Source organism: Nocardia abscessus NBRC 100374 (assembly GCF_000308455.1).
Lineage (GTDB): Bacteria > Actinomycetota > Actinomycetes > Mycobacteriales > Mycobacteriaceae > Nocardia > Nocardia abscessus.
The window spans coordinates 82,208-99,188 of record NZ_BAFP01000081.1 but is presented as its reverse complement, the minus strand read 5'-3'; the positions used below and the strand labels follow the sequence as shown (position 1 = coordinate 99,188).

Sequence of the window (16,981 nt, the reverse complement as noted above, 5' to 3'; positions counted from 1 at the left end):
GGCGACCAGCGCGGCGCCCGGCCCGGCCGACGCGGCGACGACCAAGGCGATCACCGACGTGTACACCAGTTTCTTCAGCGCTTCGACCCCGCCGGACCAGAAGGCCGCCCAGGTGCAGAAAGGCGACGTCTTCCTGCCGATTCTGCAGGCGCAGGCGGGCAATCCGCAGTCCCAGGGCACGTCGGTCACGGTCTCGGCGGTGAAACTCGTGGACGCGAACAACGCCGACGTCACCTACACGCTGCTGCTCGGCGGCAATCCGGTGCTGCCGAACCAGACCGGGCAGGCGGTCAAGGACGGCGGCCAGTGGAAGGTCGCCACGAGCACCTTCTGCGCGTTGATGACCCTCCAGGGCGGCACCTCGCCGGCCTGCTGACGGCCGATGCGTGGCCGAATGGCCTGATGCCGAACAGATCCGGCGCCAGGCCGTTCGCCGTGTTCGGATCAGGTCGGCGCCGTCCCGGCCCGCTGATCGGCGAAGCGCGCCCGAATGGCCCGGTGCTGGAGCGGAATCCGGTACCGGGCCGTTCGCGGTGTGCGCGCCGTCTACAACTGTGCCAACCGCGGGGCCGATCCGGCGACGCGGATGTGCGCGCCCGCCGCGCGGGTGAGTTCTCTTGTGCTGCCCAGCAATCCGTCCAGGACCAGGGTGCGGCGCACGTGCCGGTGCAGGTCGTGCTCGGCGGTGAAGCCGATGCCGCCGAGCACCTGCTGGCAGTGCCGCGCCGCGGTGAGCGCCGCCTGCCCCGCGGCGGCCTTGCCGAGCAGAGCCCCGAGTTCGCCCTCGGCGGTGTGCAGCGCGGCCTGCGCGCCCTCGAGGGCCACGAGGGTTTCCGCGAGCCGGTGCCGGACCGCCTGGAACGAGGCGAGCGGGCGGCCGAACTGGATGCGTTCCACGGCATGCCGCCGCGCGAGCGCCAGCATCGCATGGCCGGTGCCGAGCAGCCACCAGCCGAGGGCGCGCCGCCCGGCGGCGAGGGCGTGGCGCGATAGCTCCGTCCCGGTCGCGACGGTGCGCAGGGGCAGTTCCTCGTCGACCGTGGCGCCGGGCTCGCCGTCGCGGTCCCACACCACCCACGTCGCGCCCGCGAACGGTAGCGGTACCGGGCCCGGCCCTGCATCCCCGGCGGCGTGCCGGACGACGTCGTCGAGGACCGCGGCGTGCGTGCCGGTCTCGCCGAGCAGCCGGAACACCAGTGGAACAGCGAGATCGGGCGACTCGGCGAGCAGATCCGGCCAACCGAGTCCGGCCAGCGCGGCGTCGAGTTCGCGCCCCGTGGCGGCCGCCATGGTCTTGCGCAGCGTCTCGGTGAGCAGGTCGAGTTCCGCCCCGTCGAGTTCGGCTCCGGCCACGGTCACTCCTTCCCCAGGTCCAGCAGGCGGCGGGCGATGATGTTGCGCTGGATCTCGGCGGTTCCGCCGTAGATCGTGGCAGCGCGGGAGTAGAGGAACTCGGTGCGCCACGGCGAATCGCCGAGTTCCACCGCGCCGGGCAGCAGATCGCGCGCGGTGTCGAACAGGCGCTGTTCGGCGGTGGCCAGCAGCACTTTGTCGACCGAGGTTTCCGCACCCAGCCGGACGCCGCCCGCCAGGCGCCGCTGCGTCCCGTGCGAGCGGCACCGCACCGTGTGCAGCGCCAGGTACGCGGCGCCGAGTTCGGCGTCGTCGGCGCTCGTGGTCTGCTCGAGTACTTGGTCCAGCCGGGTGAACAGGTACGCGATCCGGTGCCAGAAGCAGGTGGAGCGTTCGTAGGGCAGCAGATCCATCGCCACCCGCCAGCCGTCGCCGGGGTTGCCCAGCATGCGGTCGCCGGGCACCACCACATCGTCGAAGAAGACCTCGGCGAACTCGTCCACGCCGTGCATGGTGCGCAGCGGACGGACGGTGATGCCGGGGGAGTCCATGTCCACGAAGAAGGCGGTGATGCCGTCGTGACCGGGCCCGGTGCGGGTGAGCAGCACGCAGCGAGCCGCGTACTGGGCCAGACTGGTCCACACTTTCTGGCCGCTGACCACCCAGTCCGCACCCCGCGCCGTCGCCTTGGTGGCCAGCGAGGCCAGGTCGCTGCCCGACCCGGGCTCGGAGAATCCCTGGCACCACTGCTCGCGGCCGGACAGCAGCAGCGGCACCATCGCGGCGGCGAGTTCCGGTCGCGCGTAGGAGATCATCGTCGGTGCGAGCACCTCGATCATCGAATAGATACCGGGTTCGGCCAAGTCGCGGGACGCGACCTCCTCACCGAGGACCGCGCGCAGCGCGGCGGGCCCACCGAGCCCGCGCACGGTGGCGGGCCAGCCGTAGCGCATCCAGTCCGCGTCGAACAGGGCGCGTCGCACGCGCAGCAATTGTTCGACCTGCCCGTCCAGCGAGTGGTCCGGGCCGGGGGTGAGGTCATTGCGGTCGAGCCAGGCGCGCAGGTTCGACCGGAAGGTGGCGACATCCCGATTCGGGTCTGCGCCTGCGGTCATGCGATGTCCTTTCTGACCCGGCGGGCCGCGCGTCGCTCAAGCCTTGGAACGCTCGAAGGCGTGCGGGATCCCGGAGTCGTGTTCGCCGTTGCGCCGGATGAAGGTCATCTTGCGCGTCTTCAACCGCCATCCGTCCGTGGTGCGCACAAGAGAATCGGTGTAGTACCCGATGCGCATGTCGTGTGTGCTGTGCTCGACGAAGCACAGTGGCTGCGTGCCGGTGGCGGTGTCACCGTCGATGTCGAGGACCGGTATTCCGGTGAGGAACAGCCCCTTCGGCGCGGCCGCGACCAGTTCCGGGAACAGATCGAGGGTGTAGGTGTCACCGAAGGCGCTGTAGGTGCCGTCGGGGGTGAACACCGCCAGCAGGCCCTCGATATCGCCCTTGGTGATGGTCACCGCGTACCGGGCCAGCACCTGCTGGATTTCGAGCAGGTCGTCACTTCTGGACATGAATTCTTCCGCCTTTCATCACGAATCGCACGTCCCGGGTGACGGTGATGTCCTGCACCGGGTCGCCGGGAACGCCGATCACATCGGCCAGCAGCCCCTCCGCGAGCCGGCCGCGGTCTTCCACGCCGACCAGCTCGGCCGCGGCGAGCGTCGCGGCCCGCAGCACCTCCAGCGGCGGCAGCCCGCGCTCGACCAGCGCCACGAGCTCGTCGGCGTTGCGGCCGTGCGGAATCGCGGGGGCGTCGGTGCCGACCGCGATCTTCACGCCCGCCTTGTAAGCGGCCAGCACGGAGGTGCGGGCTTTCGGGAACATCTCGGCCGCCTTGGCCTGCAGCGCGGGTTCGGCTTTCGAGACGTCCATGGCGTCGGCCAGCCGGGTGGTCGGCACCAGCCAGGTGCCGTGCCGCACCATCAGGTCGATGGCCTCGTCATCGATGAGGAAGCCGTGCTCGATGCAGTCGATGCCCGCCCGCACCGCGTGCTTCACCGCGTCCGCGCCGTGCGTGTGCGCGGCCACCTTGAGGCCGCGCCGATGCGCCTCGTCGACGATCGCGTGCAGCTCCTCGTCCGAATAATGCTGCGCGCCCGGCGCTCCGGTGAGCGACATGACGCCACCGGAGACGCAGATCTTGATCAGCTGCGCGCCGTGCTTGATCTGGTACCGCACCGCCTTGCGCACCTCGTCCACGCCGTTGGCGATGCCCTCCTCGAGGGTCAGCTTCAGCACGTCGGGAGCGAAGGCGGAGAACATGGTCGGGTCCAGATGGCCCCCGGTGGGGGTGATCGCGTGCCCGGCGGGCACGATGCGCGGGCCCTCGATCCAGCCCGCGTCGATCGCCTTGCCCAGCGCGACGTCCAGCAGGTAGCCGCCGGTCTTCACGAACAGCCCGAGATTGCGGACGGTGGTGAAGCCGGCGAGCAGGGTCCGTCGGGCGTTGCCCACCGCGCGCAGCACCCGCAGCGCCGGATCGTCTTTGACGCTGGAGGCCAGACCGGTCTCCCCGCGTCCGCCCATGAGGAGGTTGACCTCCATGTCCATCAGGCCCGGCAGCAGGACGAGATCGCCGAGATCGACGACCTCGCCCGCGACGGCGCCACCGACACCGGCGATCCGATCGTCCTCGATCCGCAGGATGCCGGGACGGACGATCGCACCGGTGTCGACGTCGAGCAGACCGGCGGCCTTCAGCGTCAGCGCCGCCATCGGTCAGACCACCGGCTCGCGGACGATATCCAGGTAAGCCGCGCCGGAATCCGGCACTCGCGGCTGCTTCCACACCTCGATCGGGAACGACACCATCACGAGCGATTGCAACAGGTGGAACAGATTGCGCGCCTCGTCGGGCAAATCCTTCCAGTCGTACTTGTCGATGTGATCCAGGGCGGACTGCAGACGCGGCAACACGGTGTCGTACAGCTGCTGCATATCGTCCATGGAGGAGGCCATCCGCTTGGCGTAGCGCTCGGGCTCCGTGGCGAGGATCCAGTCCGAGAACCGCTCCAGGTCGGCGAACTCGGCGGGCAGCGGCGTGGCGTTCGCCTGGTCGGTCTGCTGGTCATCAGTGGGCGCGGCCATCGCGGTACTCCTCGACGATCTTCTGGGCGGTCTTGTGCAGGTGGCGGAGCAGGATCTCCTGGTCGTTGAGCGGGAACTCGGTGACCTCGCGGGTGGCGATCATGGTCTGGGTGGCCTCCAGGGTGTTCGCGTCCTGCAGCGCGTACTCCTTGAAGGTCACGGCGGCCAGTTCCTGGGCCAGCCGCTCCCTGGCGTTCTTGGCCGGTACGAAGTACAGACTCGCCTCGAAGATGTGCCGGTCCACGGCGGTCGGCCAGTAGTGGTAGGTCAGGTACCAACCCGGCGCCCAGAACAGCAGGGAGAAGTTGGGGAAGAACTCGAATTCGTCGACGCCCCAGGCGCGATGCTTGGCCGGGTTGATGCCCTGCGGCAGCGGTTCCAGGCCGTCGATATCGGGCCGGTCCCAGGGGCCGAACAGGCCGCTGCGCAATTCGCGCTCGATCGGCTTGACCATCGTGGGGTCCTTCGGCGGGGCCATTCCGCCCCAGGACGAGATCATCGAGTGCGGAGCCGCGATCTCGTAGTGCAGCGCTTCGTAGCCCACGCCGTACAACTTGTCGGCCTCGTCCTTGACCGCTTGCTTCTGGTGCAGGACCGGTGCGTGGTAGAACTCGGCGAACGCGTCGATGAACAGCTTCCAGTTGCTGCCGATCTCGGCCTTGTAGCTGAAGACCTCGGTCATCTGGTCGAACGGGTACCCCTCGAGACCCTTGGCCAGCGGACCCAGGTATTCGGTGAGCGGCTTGGCGTTCTCGTCGAGGTTGACGAAGATGAAGCCCTCCCACACCTCGCAGCGGACCGGCTTCAAGCCGAACTTGTCCTTGTCCAGGTCGAAGAACTCCTTCTCCTGCTGGACGAAGGTGAGCTCACCCTTGAGGCTGTAGCGCCAGGCGTGGTACTTGCAGGTGAACTGGCGGCAGGTGCCTGCGGTCTCCTCGCCCGGGTAGTCGTCCCAGACCAGCTTGTTGCCGCGATGCCTGCAGATGTTGTGGAACGCGCGGACCACGCCGTCGTTGTCCTTGACGACGATCAGCGAAGTGCCGACGCAGGCCAGTTCCTTGGTGAAGTAGTTGCCGACGCGGGGCAGCCGGTTGACCCGGCCGACGTTGAGCCAGCTCTTGCGGAAGATCGCCTGACGCTCGTCCTCGTAGAAGGCGGGATCGATCGAGTCGATGTAGTCGACCGGCTCGGTACCCAGCTCGGGATAGTTCTGCGTCCAGCTCCCCGCAGCGGGTTTGGTGAAGTGTGCCAAGGGATTACCTTTCATGGTCCGGTGACGCGCCGGAGGTGTCGAATGCCGTGCCCGGTGGGCCGTACCGGTCGAGGCGGCGGCTGGGTTCCCGGCTGTCGGCCGAGGCGCCCCTCGGGTGGCGGGTCGCCGCGGGCGCTCGACAGCCGTTCCAGGTGGCGTGAACCTCCGTTCGTCCGAAATGAGAATAGCATTCTCAAAAACAACTAGTAGATTTCCATGCGGCTGCCGCACTGTCAACGCCGAGCGTGCGGGTTGGATCCCGCGGCGGGCGTGGCCGCCGTCAAGGCTCGCCGTCGCCGCCTGTGTAGGTTGCACTCTCCTAAAAGCAGATATTGATTATCCAAATCTGAGAAGATAGTTTCCCTGACAGCGAGTGTGCCTCCGGGCACGTGCTGCTCATCGACGAGCGAAGGGCGAGACGTCGGCGACGGCCCAGGCCACCCATCGGGCGCCGAACAGCCCACAGAGGAGGAACTACGGTGAGACCGCAGCGAATGATCGTCGCCGCGCTGGCGATCGCGCTCTTGGTGGCCGGATGCGGCCGCGAGGGCGGGGGTCGCGGAACCGAGGAGGGTCCGGGGCCGACCGCGTCGGGCAACTTCGGCGACCTGACCAGCGTCTGTCAGCCCGGGAACGCGAAAAGCGCGTCGGCGCAGGGTGTCACTGCCACGGAGATCGAAATCGGGGTCTTCTCCGACATCGGTTTCACGAAGAATCCCGACCTCGTCGACGCGGCGAAGGTGTTCACCTCCTGGTGCAACGCCGCGGGCGGCATCAACGGACGCAAACTGGTGACCAACCTGCGTGACACCAAGCTCATGGAGGTGCGCCAGCGCATGCTCGAGTCCTGCCGGGAGGACTTCGTCCTCGTCGGCGGGAGCGCGGCGCTGGACGGGCTGGGCGTGAAGGACCGGCTGTCGTGCCTGCTGCCGGAATTCCCCGCCCAGGTCACCCAGACCGCCAACACCGGCTCGGACCTGCAGCTGGGCGGCGGTTCCTCCGCCTCCGAAGCGGTCAACCCGTACACCGGCTTCCAGGACTGGCTGATCAAGGAGGCCTACCCGGCTTCGGCGGGTGCGGTCGGGATGATCAACGGCGACTCGCCGATCACCAAGGTCATGGGCGAGAAAATGACCGAATCCCTGACGGCGGCGGGCGCGAAGATCGTCTACAACGATCTCTATCCGCTCGCGGGCGTCTCCGACTGGACCCCCTACGCGCAGGCGATCAAGGCCAACAACGTCAAGGGCCTGATCTTCTTCGGCGAGTACCGCTACCTCGCCAAACTGCAGGACGTGCTCACCAGCATGAACTACAAGCTGGACTGGATCGACGCCAACGCCAACTCCTACAACCAGTCGTTCCTCGACGTCACGAAGAGCTCGCTGGCCTCCCAGAACAACTACGCCGATCTGAGCGGGACCGCACCCTTGGACGCGGCCGGGCAGGTACCGGCGGTGCAGCAGCTGAAAGATCTGTTCAAGCAGTACGCGCCCAGCAGCGCCATCACCTTCCAGGTGCTGCGCGCCTTCCAGTCGTGGCTGCTGTTCGCCAAATCGGCGACCAGCTGCGGCGACGATCTCACCCGTGCGTGCGTATACAACGCCGCGCGCAAGGAAACGGCGTGGACCGGCGGCGGCTTGCAGGCGCCTGTCGATCTGTCCCGGCCGCTGTCGGAGCAGACGCGGTGCTTCAACGTCCAGCAGGCCACTCCGGACGGTTGGAAGACGGCGGAGTTCAAGCCCGACAACGGCGTATTCCGTTGCGGTTTCACTCCCTACAAGTACACCCAGGATTTCGGCAAGCCGCTGACCCTCGCCGACGTCGGCAAGAGCATGAGCGACCTGAAGTGACGGAGCATTCGCGCTGATGGAGCAGTTCATCGCCTTCGGGATCGTCGGCCTCAGCACCGCGGCGATCTATGCCGTGATCGGCAGCGGGCTGGTGCTCACCTACACCACGACCGGTGTGTTCAACTTCGCGCACGGCGCCGCGGGAATGATCTCGGCGTTCGTCTACTGGCAGCTCACCATCGGCTGGGGCTGGCCGGTGCCGATGGCGATCGTCGCGGTGCTGCTGGTCTTCGCGCCGCTGTTCGGGTTGCTGTTCGGCAAGGCGCTCGCGCCGACCCAAGGATTGGGTGACGCAGAGAAGCTCGTGATGACGATCGCCTTGCTCAGTGGTCTCATCGTGCTGGCGCGCTGGATATGGAATCCCAACGAGTCGCGCTCGCTGACGAGGTTTTTCGCGGACAAACCGTCGATCGACCTCGGCCCGGTCATCATCACCTGGCATCAGGCCCTGACCATGGCCGTCGCGGTGGCGGTCGCCGTGGGACTGCGAATCCTGCTGTTCCGCACCAGGATCGGTGCCGAGATGCGGGCCACCGTGGACGATCGCGCGCTGGTCGGCCTCACCGGCGCCGATCCCCGGCGGGCCAACCGGATCGCCTGGATCCTCGGCATCGAGCTGGCCGCGATCGGCGGGATCCTCATCGCGCCGACCGTGGCGCTGGACGCCGCGCAGCTGTCGCTGCTGATCGTCAGCGCCTACACGGCGGCCATTTTCGGGCGGCTGCGCAACCTGCCGATGACGTTCGCCGGCGCGGTGGTGGTCGGCCTGCTGGAGAGCTACCTCACCGGGTACCTGCCGCAGAACGACTACCTGCCCGGCCTGCGGCTCGCGGCACCCGCACTGCTGCTGTTCGTGGCGCTGCTGCTGTTCCCGCACGGCAGGCTGCGCGGGCGCGACCGCAAGCTCAGCCCGGTGCCGCTGCCCTCGATCAACGGTTCGGTGGTCTTCGCCGCCGCCGTGGTCGTGCTCGGCCTGATGCTGGCGACCATGCTCAGCGAATCCGACCTGATCACCTACGGCGCGATGTTCGCCTGGGGCGTGATCGCGCTGTCGTATGTGCCGCTGCTCGGTTTCGCGGGCCAGATCTCGCTGTGTCAGCTCAGCCTGGCCGGTGTGGGCGCGGTGGCCTACGCGCACCTGGGCCCGGACGGCCAATGGTGGGCGCTGCTCGCCGCGATGGGCATCGCAGGGGTGGTGGGAGCGGTGGTCGCCGTGCCCGCGCTGCGGCTGTCCGGGGTGTATCTGGCCCTGGCGACGGCGGCGTTCGCCGTCATCCTGGATCGCTGGATCTTCACCCTGCCCTCCTTCGAGATCCTCGGCATCCGGATCGCGCTGTTCGACCAGGGCTCGGTGTCACTGGTGGGGCCGGATCTGTTCGGCTTGAACGTCGACACCACCGCCGAGGTGACCGTCTTCGCCGCGGTATGCCTGGCCGTGGCGGGCCTGGCGGTGGCCCTATTGCGGCGCAGCCGGTTCGGGCGTCGCCTGATCGCCTTGCGTGACAGTGAGGCCGCCTACGCCACCCTCGGCGGAAGCCTGCTCGCGGCGCGTGTGCTGGTCTTCGCGCTCGCCGCCGCGATCGCCGGGCTGGGCGGCGCGCTGTACGGCATGCAGTTGCAGGCGGTCGCCCCCGAACAATTCAATCTGGTGGCCGGATTGCCGATCTTCCTGATCGTGACCATCGCCGGTCTCGGCGCGGTCGGTGCGGGCATGTTCACCGGCGCCGTCTTCGCCGGACCGTTGAACGTGATCCCCGTGCTGTGGCCGGGCCTGCAGAACCTGGCGCAGGTGCTGCCCGCGCTCGGCGGGATCGCCTTCGGCGGCGGCGTACTGAAGGAAGGGGCGATCGCCTCGCTGCGCAAGGACTGGGTGCCGATGCTGCGCGACCGGATCGTCGCCCCGCTGCTCGTGCTGGTGATCCTGGGGCTGTGGGGGCTGCGGCTGATCGACGTGGTCGACGGCTGGGGCTTCACTCTCGGCGTGGTGGTCGCCGCTGTGGCGGCGCGCGTCTGGTACGGGGTGCGTTCGCGGCCCGCGCCGGATCCGGCGGACGTGCCGGTGGAGTGGTGGGGCGTCGAACGGCCGTGGGCATCCGAGGACGAGGAGGTGCTCGACCGTGCCGTCGCTACTGGAAGTTGACGATGTCACCGTCGTCTTCGGCGGCAACCGCGCGCTCGACGGCGCCGGGCTGCGCGCCGAACGCGGCGCGGTGACCGGACTGATCGGCCCGAACGGCGCGGGCAAGAGCACGCTGTTCGACGTGATCTGCGGGCTGCGCAAACCGACGAAGGGACGCGTGGCGATCGACGGCGCCGACGTCACCCGGCTCGGCCCGTCCCGCCGGGCTCGGCACGGCCTGGCCCGCACCTTCCAGCGGCTGGAGCTGTTCGGCAGACTGAGCGTGCGCGACAACCTGCTGGTCGCGGCCGAACTCGGCCCGCAACGCAGGCACGCGGCCCGGATCGTCACCGAGATCATCGATCGGCTCGGCCTGCACGAGATCGCCGACGCCTCCGCCGACGAACTGCCGACCGGCACCGGACGCCTGGTGGAGGTGGGGCGGGCGATCGCGGCACGACCCAGCCTGATCCTGCTCGACGAGCCGGCCGCAGGCCAGGACCACACCGAGACCGAGCGATTCGGTGAACTGCTGCGTTCACTGGCCGACGACGGCACCGCGGTGCTGCTCGTGGAGCACGACATGGGCCTGGTGATGAACGTCTGCGACGAGGTGTTCGTGCTCGATCTCGGCAAGGTGATCGCCTCCGGCCCGCCCGCGGTGATCCGTGCGGACGAGACCGTCCTCGCGGCCTATCTGGGAGACCTATGAGCGTGCAGAGCGCAACCGAAACAGCTACGGCGACAACACCGTCCGGCCCCGCCGAACTCCTCGCGCTGCGTGAGGCGCGCGCCGCCTACGACGCCATCACCGTGCTGCACGGGGTCGACCTGGACGTCGCCGCCGGACAGGTGGTGGCCCTGCTCGGACCCAACGGCGCAGGCAAGACCACCGCGCTGAAGGTGATCGCGGGCATCCACCCGGTCACCTCGGGGCGGCTGGTGCTCGGCGGGCGCGACGTGACCGGAGCCGACCCGCGCGACCTGGCCCGCGCGGGGGTCTGCTTGATCCCCGAGGGCCGCGGCGTGTTCCCGAATCTCACCGTGCGCGACAACCTGCTGATGATGACCTTCACCGGGCGGTCGAGGGAGGAGATCGAGGAGATCGCCTTCAGCCGGTTCCCGATCCTCGGCAAACGCGCGGGCCAGATCGCGGGCACCATGTCCGGCGGCGAACAGCAGATGCTGGCGCTGGCCCGCGGCCTGGCGACGAATCCCGCCGTGCTGCTGCTGGACGAACTGTCCATGGGCCTGGCCCCTTTGGTGGTCGGCAAGCTCTACGACGAGGTCGCTGAGATCGCCCGCCAGGGCGTCGCGGTGCTGCTGGTCGAGCAGTTCGCCGCCGCCGTGCTGGACATCGCCGATCACGCCGCCGTCCTGGTGCGCGGCCGGGTCGTGCGGCAGGGACATCCCGACAGCGGAATCCGCAACGAATTGGCAGCCCTCTACCTAGGAAGTTCCACATGACCGAATCTCGCGCGGAGCGTTTCGTCCGCGAACTGCAGGAATTGAAGATTCCCGACCCGGCGGCGGGCCGCTCCGGGCTGTGGCTGCGCACCGGCGTCACGCTCATGGTGGCCGGGCTGGTGGTCGCGGTCCTGGCATATTTCATGTCGCACGGCACCACCGACCCACTGGCCCAGCGTGACGCCATCACGCTCGCCCTCGGTGGGGTAGCGGCGAGCGTCGTGGGTTCCGCGCTGTTCCTGCGTTATTCGCTGACCAACTTCTTGCGGTTCTGGCTGGCGCGCCAGTCCTACGACCTGGATGAACTCGGCACTCGAGTGCTCAGCGCGGAGATCGGCTACGACGGGGTGGCAGCAGCGCCCCGGTGAGCCAGGCCGCGGAGTCGAACGACTCCCGCGGGAATCGCCTCGGTGCACTGCCGCGCCGGGGGACGGGGATCGGCTCGCGCGTCATCCGCCTCGACTGGGGAGACGGAGGGCCACACGCGCGGTACCGAGCGGTCGCCCGTCGGATGCCGCCGGTGCGGAAGGGCTGGATCGACCTTCCGCACCGGCGTGCGCCACAGCCGACGGTGAGTAGCCGCGAGACGAGGAAGTGGAGGTTCGGAAGTGTCCGGTGACACCAACGACGAGGGCATGAACTTCGAGCTGTCCGAGGATCAGGAGCTGATCCGGAAATCGGTGGCCGAGCTGTGCCGCAAGTTCGACGACCAGTACTGGATGGAGAAGGACCAGGCGCACGAGTTCCCCACCGAGTTCTACGACGCCGTCGCGGGCGGCGGCTGGCTCGGCATCACCATCCCCGAGGAGTACGGGGGCCACGGCCTCGGCATCACCGAGGCCACACTGCTGGCCGAGGAGGTGTCGCGCTCGGGCGGCGGGATGAACGCCGCCAGCTCGATCCACATGTCGATCTTCGGCATGCATCCCGTGGTGGTGCACGGATCCGAGGAGTTGAAACGGCGCACGTTGCCGCGCATCGCGACCGGCGAGCTGCACGTGTGCTTCGGCGTGACCGAACCCGGCGCGGGACTGGACACTCCGCGCATCACCACCTTCGCCCGCCGCGACGGCGACCACTACGTGGTGAACGGGCGCAAGGTGTGGATCTCCAAAGCGCAGGAGTCGGAGAAGATTCTGCTGCTGACCCGCACCAGTTCCTACGACGACGTCGCCAAGAAGACCGACGGCATGACGCTGTTCCTCACCGACCTCGATCGCGCGCACGTCGACATCCGGCCGATCGCGAAGATGGGCCGCAACGCCGTCACCTCCAACGAGCTGTTCATCGACGACCTGCGCATTCCGGTGGAGGACCGGGTCGGCGCGGAAGGCGAGGGGTTCCGGTATCTGCTCGACGGGCTGAACCCCGAGCGCATGCTGATCGCCGCCGAGGCGCTCGGGCTCGGCCGGGTCGCCTTGGACCGGGCGGTGCGGTACGCGAAGGAACGCGTGGTCTTCGACCGCCCGATCGGCATGAACCAGGGCATCCAGTTCCCGCTTGCCGACTCGCTGGCCCGGCTGGACGCGGCCGAGCTGATGCTGCGCAAGGCCACCTGGCGCTACGACAAGGGGAAATCTTGTGGGCGCGAGGCGAACACCGCGAAATACCTGTGCGCCGACGCCGGCTTCACCGCCGCCGACCGGGCGCTGCAGACGCACGGCGGCATGGGATACGCGGAGGAATACCACGTGGCCCGCTACTTCCGGGAGGCGCGCGTGATGCGCATCGCCCCGGTCAGCCAAGAAATGATCTTGAACTATCTGGGCTCGCACGCCCTGGGATTGCCGAGGAGCTACTGATGACCCAGCAGACACTGTTCGACCTCACCGGGCGTTCGGCGCTGGTCACCGGCGCCGCGGGCGGGATCGGCTCCGCGGTGGCGCGGGCGCTGGCCACCGCGGGCGCGGCCGTGCTGGTCACCGATCGCAACGGCGAGGCGGCCGCCGCCGTCGCGGAGAAGATCGTCGCCGACGGCGGCAGCGCGGCCGCTCGCGCCCTGGACGTCACGGACCGGGACTCCGCCGCGGCGGCCGCCGAGCAGGCCGCCGGGCTCGCCGACGGTGTGCTGCACATCGTCGTGAACAACGCCGGAGTCACCGCCCCCGCGATGCTCGCCGACACCACCGCGGAATCGGTCAAGCGCCTGTTCGACATCCACGCCTTGGGCACGATCAACTGCTCGCAGGCCGCGTTGCCGTTCCTGCCCACCGACGGCACCGGGCGGATCATCAACGTCACCTCGGCCGCGGGCATCGTCGGCACCCTCGGCCAGGTGAACTACTCGGCCGCCAAGGCCGCGATCATCGGCATCACCAAATCCATGGCCAAGGAACTGGCGCGCAAGAACATCCTGGTCAACGCACTGGCGCCGCTGGCGGCGACGCCGATGACGCACACCATCCGCACCGACGAGCGGTTCTCCGAGCAGATGCTCAACCGAATCCTGTTGCGGCGCTGGGCCGAACCGGAGGAAGTCGCGGGCGCGTTCGTCTTCCTCGCCTCCGACGCCGCCTCCTTCGTCACCGGCCAAGTGCTGCCGGTGGACGGCGGCACGGTGATCTGATGGCGGATCCCGCGCAGCATTCCGCGCCGGACGCCGAGTCTCCCGGCCCGAGGACGGCCCAGGGGCCACTGGCGGGTGTCACGGTCGTGGCCTTGGAACAAGCGGTGTCCGCGCCGATGTGCACGCGCACTCTGGCCGATTTCGGCGCCCGGGTGATCAAAGTGGAGCACCCGCGCGGCGGCGACTTCGCCCGGTACTACGACGACGTGGTGCACGGGCAGGCCGCGCACTTCGTCTGGGTCAACCGCGGTAAGGAATCGGTCACCCTCGACGTGAAAACGTCTGCCGGGGTGGATGTCCTGCATCGTCTGCTGAGCCGCGCCGACGTGCTGGTGTCCAACCTCGCGCCCGGCGCCACCGCGCGTCTGGGCCTCGCGCCCGCGGACCTGGCGGCGCGTCATCCGGATCTGATCGCGGTGGAGATCGACGGGTTCGGCGCGGGCGGGCCGCTGTCCCACAAACGCGCCTACGACCTGCTCGTCCAGGCCGAGTCGGGGGTCTGCGCGGTGACCGGCACCGCGGATGCCCCGGCCAAACCCGGTCCGCCGGTCGCCGACGTCACCACGGGTCTGTACGCGGCGCTGTCGATCCTGGCCGCGCTGTGCGGACGGGCCAGGGACGCGTGCCACGGCAACACGATCTCGGTCAGCCTGTTCGACACCATGGCCGAGATGATGGGCTACCACCTGACCTACGCCCGGCACGCGGGGGTGGATCAGCAGCCACTCGGGATGAGTTCGCCCGCCGTGGCACCCTACGGGGCCTATCCCACCGCCGACGGCCGAATCGTGGTGCTGGGCACCACCAACGACCGGGAGTGGCAGCGGCTGGCGACGGAGGTACTCGACCGCCCCGACCTCGCCGCGGACGAGCGATTCCGCACCAACCCGGGACGGGTGCGTCACCGCGCCGAAATCGACGACGCGATCGCCGCGTGGTGCCTGCGCCACGACTTGGCGCGCATCCAGAAGATCGCCGACGACGCCGGGATCGGCAACTCCTGCTACAACCGTCCCACCGAGGTGCTCGACCACCCGCAGCTGACCGAGCGCGACCGCTGGCGCAGCATCGAGACCCCGGCGGGTTCGATTCCGTCCCTGCTGCCACCGGCGATCCTCAGCGGTTTCGAGCCGCCGATGCGCCCGGTGCCCGGCCTCGGCGCGCACACCGACGCGGTGCTCACCGAAATAGGCTGCACCGCAGTCGAGATCGCGGCGCTGCGCGATTCCGGAGTGATCGGGGCCCGCCGATGACCGGCGCGCCCGTTTTGCTCTCCGACGACCTCGACGGCGTGCGCACGCTGACGCTGAACCGGCCGCACCGCAAGAACGCGATCGACGCCGAGCTCTGGGCGGCGCTGGCCGACGCGCTGCGCGCCGTCGCGGCCGACCGCACCGTCCGGGCTCTGGTGCTCGCCGGCGCGGGCGGCGCGTTCTGTTCCGGCGCGGATATCTCGACGCCGGACAACGCGCACCCGATCTACCGGATGCGTGCCCTCACCGACGTCGCGGTCCTGCTGCACGAACTGCCGCTGCCCACCGTCGCGAAGGTCACCGGCGTGGCGGTCGGCGCGGGCTGGAACCTGGCCCTGGGCTGCGATCTCGTGGTCGCCACCCCGGCATCGACCTTCGCGCAGATCTTCACCCGGCGTGGACTGTCCCTGGATCTGGGTGGCTCCTGGCTGCTGCCCCGGCTGATCGGCCTGCAACAGGCCAAGCGGCTGGCGCTGCTGGCCGAGACGATCGACGCCGCCCACGCCCGGGATCTGGGGCTGGTGACCTGGGTGGTGCCGGAGGAGGAGATCGACGGGTTCGTCACCGATCTCGGCGCGCGCCTGGCCACCGGACCGCCGGTGGCGCTGGCCCAGACCAAGGCGCTACTGCACGAAGGCGCGGGCTCGACCCTCCGGGAGGCGCTCGCGGCCGAAGCCAGGGCGCAAGGACTGAACTTCGCCACCGCGGACGCCCCGGAGGCGTTCGCGGCCTTCGCAGAACAGCGCGAGCCGCGGTTCACCGGCCACTGGACGGTCCGGCGGCCGCCGATCCGCGCCGCCAGCAATTCCGAGAACGGGAGATGACAGATGCGTGAGGTAGTTATCGCCGGCGCGGTCCGCACCGCGGTGGGCAAACGCAACGGAGGGCTGTCCGGGGTGCACCCGGCGGACCTGTCCGCGCTCGTGCTGGCCGCGCTGGCCGAACGCTGCGGCCTCGATCCGGCGCTGGTCGACGACGTGATCTGGGGCTGTGTCTCCCAGGTCGGGGATCAGTCCAGCAATATCGGCCGCTACTCCGTGCTGGCGGCGGGCTGGCCGGAGACCATTCCGGGGGTCACGGTCAACCGGGCCTGCGGCTCCAGCCAGCAAGCGTTGGACTTCGCTGCGCAAGCCGTGCTGTCCGGGCAGCAGGACATCGTCGTGGCCGGAGGCGTGGAAGTGATGAGCCGGGTGCCGTTGAACGCGGCGAAGGCCTCCGGCACTCCCTACGGACCGAAAGCATTGGCGCGCTACGACGATTTCGCCTTCAACCAGGGCATCTCGGCCGAATTGATCGCGCAGAAGTGGGGATTCACCCGCACCCGGCTCGACGAGTACTCCGCGCGCTCGCACGAACGTGCCGCCGCCGCCCAGGACGCGGGCGCGTTCACCGACCAGATCGTGCCCGTCACCACGGAATCAGGCGTGGTGAGCGCGGACGAGGGGATCCGGCGCGGCACCACCGCGGCGAAACTCGGCGGGCTGAAACCCGCGTTCCGGGACGACGGGGTGATCCACGCGGGCAACGCCTCGCAGATCTCCGACGGCGCGGCCGCCCTGCTGGTGACCACCCCGCGCAAGGCGCGCGAGCTGGGCCTGACGCCGTTGGCGCGCTACCGCGCGGGCGCCGTAGCCGGTTCCGATCCGGTGCTGATGCTCACCGGGCCGATCCCCGCGACGGAAAAGGTACTGCGCAAAGCGGGTCTCGCGCTCGCCGACATCGGTGTCTTCGAGGTGAACGAGGCCTTCGCCCCCGTTCCACTCGCCTGGCTCGCCGAGACCGGCGCCGACGAGGCCCTGATGAATCCGCTGGGCGGAGCGATCGCGCTCGGGCATCCGCTGGGCGGGTCCGGAGCCGTGCTGATGACGCGGATGCTGCACCACATGCGGGACAACGGAATCCGCTACGGCTTGCAGACCATGTGCGAGGGTGGCGGCACCGCCAACGCCACCGTCGTCGAACTGATGTCCTGAG

At 69.2% G+C, this 16,981-nt stretch carries 17 protein-coding genes; 11 read left to right on the top strand and 6 right to left on the bottom strand.

Annotation, left to right across the window (positions count from 1 at the left end; genetic code table 11):
• Window positions 1-376: MTB12 C-terminal domain-containing protein (locus tag ON19_RS16350; protein WP_043692650.1), on the top strand; the 376-nt coding region annotated here is incomplete at its 5' end.
• Between the two features lie 170 nt (window positions 377-546).
• Here ON19_RS16350 and ON19_RS16345 read toward each other — a convergent pair.
• The 6 genes from ON19_RS16345 to ON19_RS16320 all read right to left on the bottom strand — a co-directional run bounded on the left by ON19_RS16345 (window position 547) and on the right by ON19_RS16320 (window position 5,749).
• Complete coding sequence (locus tag ON19_RS16345) at window positions 547-1,290, bottom strand: acyl-CoA dehydrogenase family protein (RefSeq protein WP_083899424.1); 744 nt, start codon at window positions 1,288-1,290, stop codon at window positions 547-549.
• 65 nt (window positions 1,291-1,355) lie between these two features.
• Window positions 1,356-2,468: an acyl-CoA dehydrogenase family protein gene (locus ON19_RS16340; protein ID WP_043692647.1), complete on the bottom strand. Its 1,113-nt coding sequence runs from the start codon at window positions 2,466-2,468 to the stop codon at window positions 1,356-1,358.
• A gap of 36 nt (window positions 2,469-2,504) precedes the next feature.
• Window positions 2,505-2,921, bottom strand: coding sequence for a nuclear transport factor 2 family protein (locus tag ON19_RS16335; RefSeq protein ID WP_043692644.1), 417 nt, complete (start codon window positions 2,919-2,921; stop codon window positions 2,505-2,507).
• Window positions 2,908-4,125 (bottom strand): metal-dependent hydrolase family protein, encoded by a 1,218-nt coding sequence (locus tag ON19_RS16330; protein WP_043692639.1) that lies wholly within the window; start codon window positions 4,123-4,125, stop codon window positions 2,908-2,910. Before ON19_RS16330 ends, ON19_RS16335 begins: the two co-directional genes overlap by 14 nt.
• Window positions 4,126-4,128: 3 nt before the next feature.
• A complete protein-coding gene (locus ON19_RS16325; protein ID WP_051168960.1) occupies window positions 4,129-4,497 on the bottom strand; it encodes a hypothetical protein in 369 nt (122 codons plus the stop codon).
• A complete protein-coding gene (locus ON19_RS16320) occupies window positions 4,481-5,749 on the bottom strand; it encodes an aromatic ring-hydroxylating oxygenase subunit alpha (protein ID WP_043692725.1) in 1,269 nt (422 codons plus the stop codon). Before ON19_RS16320 ends, ON19_RS16325 begins: the two co-directional genes overlap by 17 nt.
• Window positions 5,750-6,243: 494 nt before the next feature.
• Here ON19_RS16320 and ON19_RS16315 point away from each other — a divergent pair, with 494 nt between their 5' ends.
• The 10 genes from ON19_RS16315 to ON19_RS16270 all read left to right on the top strand — a co-directional run bounded on the left by ON19_RS16315 (window position 6,244) and on the right by ON19_RS16270 (window position 16,980).
• The gene (locus tag ON19_RS16315) at window positions 6,244-7,602 is read left to right on the top strand and encodes an ABC transporter substrate-binding protein (protein ID WP_043692636.1); all 1,359 of its coding nucleotides are present in this window, start codon (window positions 6,244-6,246) and stop codon (window positions 7,600-7,602) included.
• Between the two features lie 16 nt (window positions 7,603-7,618).
• A complete protein-coding gene (locus tag ON19_RS16310) occupies window positions 7,619-9,742 on the top strand; it encodes a branched-chain amino acid ABC transporter permease (RefSeq protein ID WP_043692633.1) in 2,124 nt (707 codons plus the stop codon).
• The gene (locus ON19_RS16305) at window positions 9,720-10,433 is read left to right on the top strand and encodes an ABC transporter ATP-binding protein (RefSeq protein ID WP_043692630.1); all 714 of its coding nucleotides are present in this window, start codon (window positions 9,720-9,722) and stop codon (window positions 10,431-10,433) included. Before ON19_RS16310 ends, ON19_RS16305 begins: the two co-directional genes overlap by 23 nt.
• Window positions 10,430-11,188 (top strand): ABC transporter ATP-binding protein, encoded by a 759-nt coding sequence (locus ON19_RS16300; RefSeq protein ID WP_051168959.1) that lies wholly within the window; start codon window positions 10,430-10,432, stop codon window positions 11,186-11,188. Before ON19_RS16305 ends, ON19_RS16300 begins: the two co-directional genes overlap by 4 nt.
• On the top strand, window positions 11,185-11,556 hold the full coding sequence (locus ON19_RS16295; protein WP_043692627.1) for a hypothetical protein: 372 nt from the start codon (window positions 11,185-11,187) through the stop codon (window positions 11,554-11,556). The genes ON19_RS16300 and ON19_RS16295 overlap by 4 nt, the downstream gene beginning before the upstream one ends.
• A 267-nt stretch (window positions 11,557-11,823) precedes the next feature.
• A complete protein-coding gene (locus ON19_RS16290) occupies window positions 11,824-12,990 on the top strand; it encodes an acyl-CoA dehydrogenase family protein (protein WP_043692720.1) in 1,167 nt (388 codons plus the stop codon).
• Complete coding sequence (locus ON19_RS16285; protein WP_043692624.1) at window positions 12,990-13,754, top strand: SDR family NAD(P)-dependent oxidoreductase; 765 nt, start codon at window positions 12,990-12,992, stop codon at window positions 13,752-13,754. Before ON19_RS16290 ends, ON19_RS16285 begins: the two co-directional genes overlap by 1 nt.
• Window positions 13,754-15,007, top strand: coding sequence for a CaiB/BaiF CoA transferase family protein (locus tag ON19_RS16280; protein WP_083899422.1), 1,254 nt, complete (start codon window positions 13,754-13,756; stop codon window positions 15,005-15,007). Before ON19_RS16285 ends, ON19_RS16280 begins: the two co-directional genes overlap by 1 nt.
• Complete coding sequence (locus ON19_RS16275) at window positions 15,004-15,831, top strand: enoyl-CoA hydratase/isomerase family protein (RefSeq protein ID WP_043692621.1); 828 nt, start codon at window positions 15,004-15,006, stop codon at window positions 15,829-15,831. The genes ON19_RS16280 and ON19_RS16275 overlap by 4 nt, the downstream gene beginning before the upstream one ends.
• Window positions 15,832-15,834: 3 nt before the next feature.
• Window positions 15,835-16,980: a thiolase family protein gene (locus tag ON19_RS16270; protein ID WP_043692618.1), complete on the top strand. Its 1,146-nt coding sequence runs from the start codon at window positions 15,835-15,837 to the stop codon at window positions 16,978-16,980.
• Window position 16,981 lies beyond the last annotated feature (1 nt).

Excerpts from the sequence above, each read along its gene's own strand:
- ON19_RS16345 (WP_083899424.1), bottom strand. The coding sequence starts at position 1,290 with ATGGCGGCCGCCACGGGGCGCGAACTCGACGCCGCGCTGGCCGGACTC.
- ON19_RS16340 (WP_043692647.1), bottom strand. The coding sequence starts at position 2,468 with ATGACCGCAGGCGCAGACCCGAATCGGGATGTCGCCACCTTCCGGTCG.
- ON19_RS16335 (WP_043692644.1), bottom strand. The coding sequence starts at position 2,921 with ATGTCCAGAAGTGACGACCTGCTCGAAATCCAGCAGGTGCTGGCCCGG.
- ON19_RS16330 (WP_043692639.1), bottom strand. The coding sequence starts at position 4,125 with ATGGCGGCGCTGACGCTGAAGGCCGCCGGTCTGCTCGACGTCGACACC.
- ON19_RS16325 (WP_051168960.1), bottom strand. The coding sequence starts at position 4,497 with ATGGCCGCGCCCACTGATGACCAGCAGACCGACCAGGCGAACGCCACG.
- ON19_RS16315 (WP_043692636.1), top strand. The coding sequence starts at position 6,244 with ATGATCGTCGCCGCGCTGGCGATCGCGCTCTTGGTGGCCGGATGCGGC.
- ON19_RS16310 (WP_043692633.1), top strand. The coding sequence starts at position 7,619 with ATGGAGCAGTTCATCGCCTTCGGGATCGTCGGCCTCAGCACCGCGGCG.
- ON19_RS16300 (WP_051168959.1), top strand. The coding sequence starts at position 10,430 with ATGAGCGTGCAGAGCGCAACCGAAACAGCTACGGCGACAACACCGTCC.
- ON19_RS16295 (WP_043692627.1), top strand. The coding sequence starts at position 11,185 with ATGACCGAATCTCGCGCGGAGCGTTTCGTCCGCGAACTGCAGGAATTG.
- ON19_RS16290 (WP_043692720.1), top strand. The coding sequence starts at position 11,824 with ATGAACTTCGAGCTGTCCGAGGATCAGGAGCTGATCCGGAAATCGGTG.
- ON19_RS16285 (WP_043692624.1), top strand. The coding sequence starts at position 12,990 with ATGACCCAGCAGACACTGTTCGACCTCACCGGGCGTTCGGCGCTGGTC.
- ON19_RS16280 (WP_083899422.1), top strand. The coding sequence starts at position 13,754 with ATGGCGGATCCCGCGCAGCATTCCGCGCCGGACGCCGAGTCTCCCGGC.
- ON19_RS16275 (WP_043692621.1), top strand. The coding sequence starts at position 15,004 with ATGACCGGCGCGCCCGTTTTGCTCTCCGACGACCTCGACGGCGTGCGC.
- ON19_RS16270 (WP_043692618.1), top strand. The coding sequence starts at position 15,835 with ATGCGTGAGGTAGTTATCGCCGGCGCGGTCCGCACCGCGGTGGGCAAA.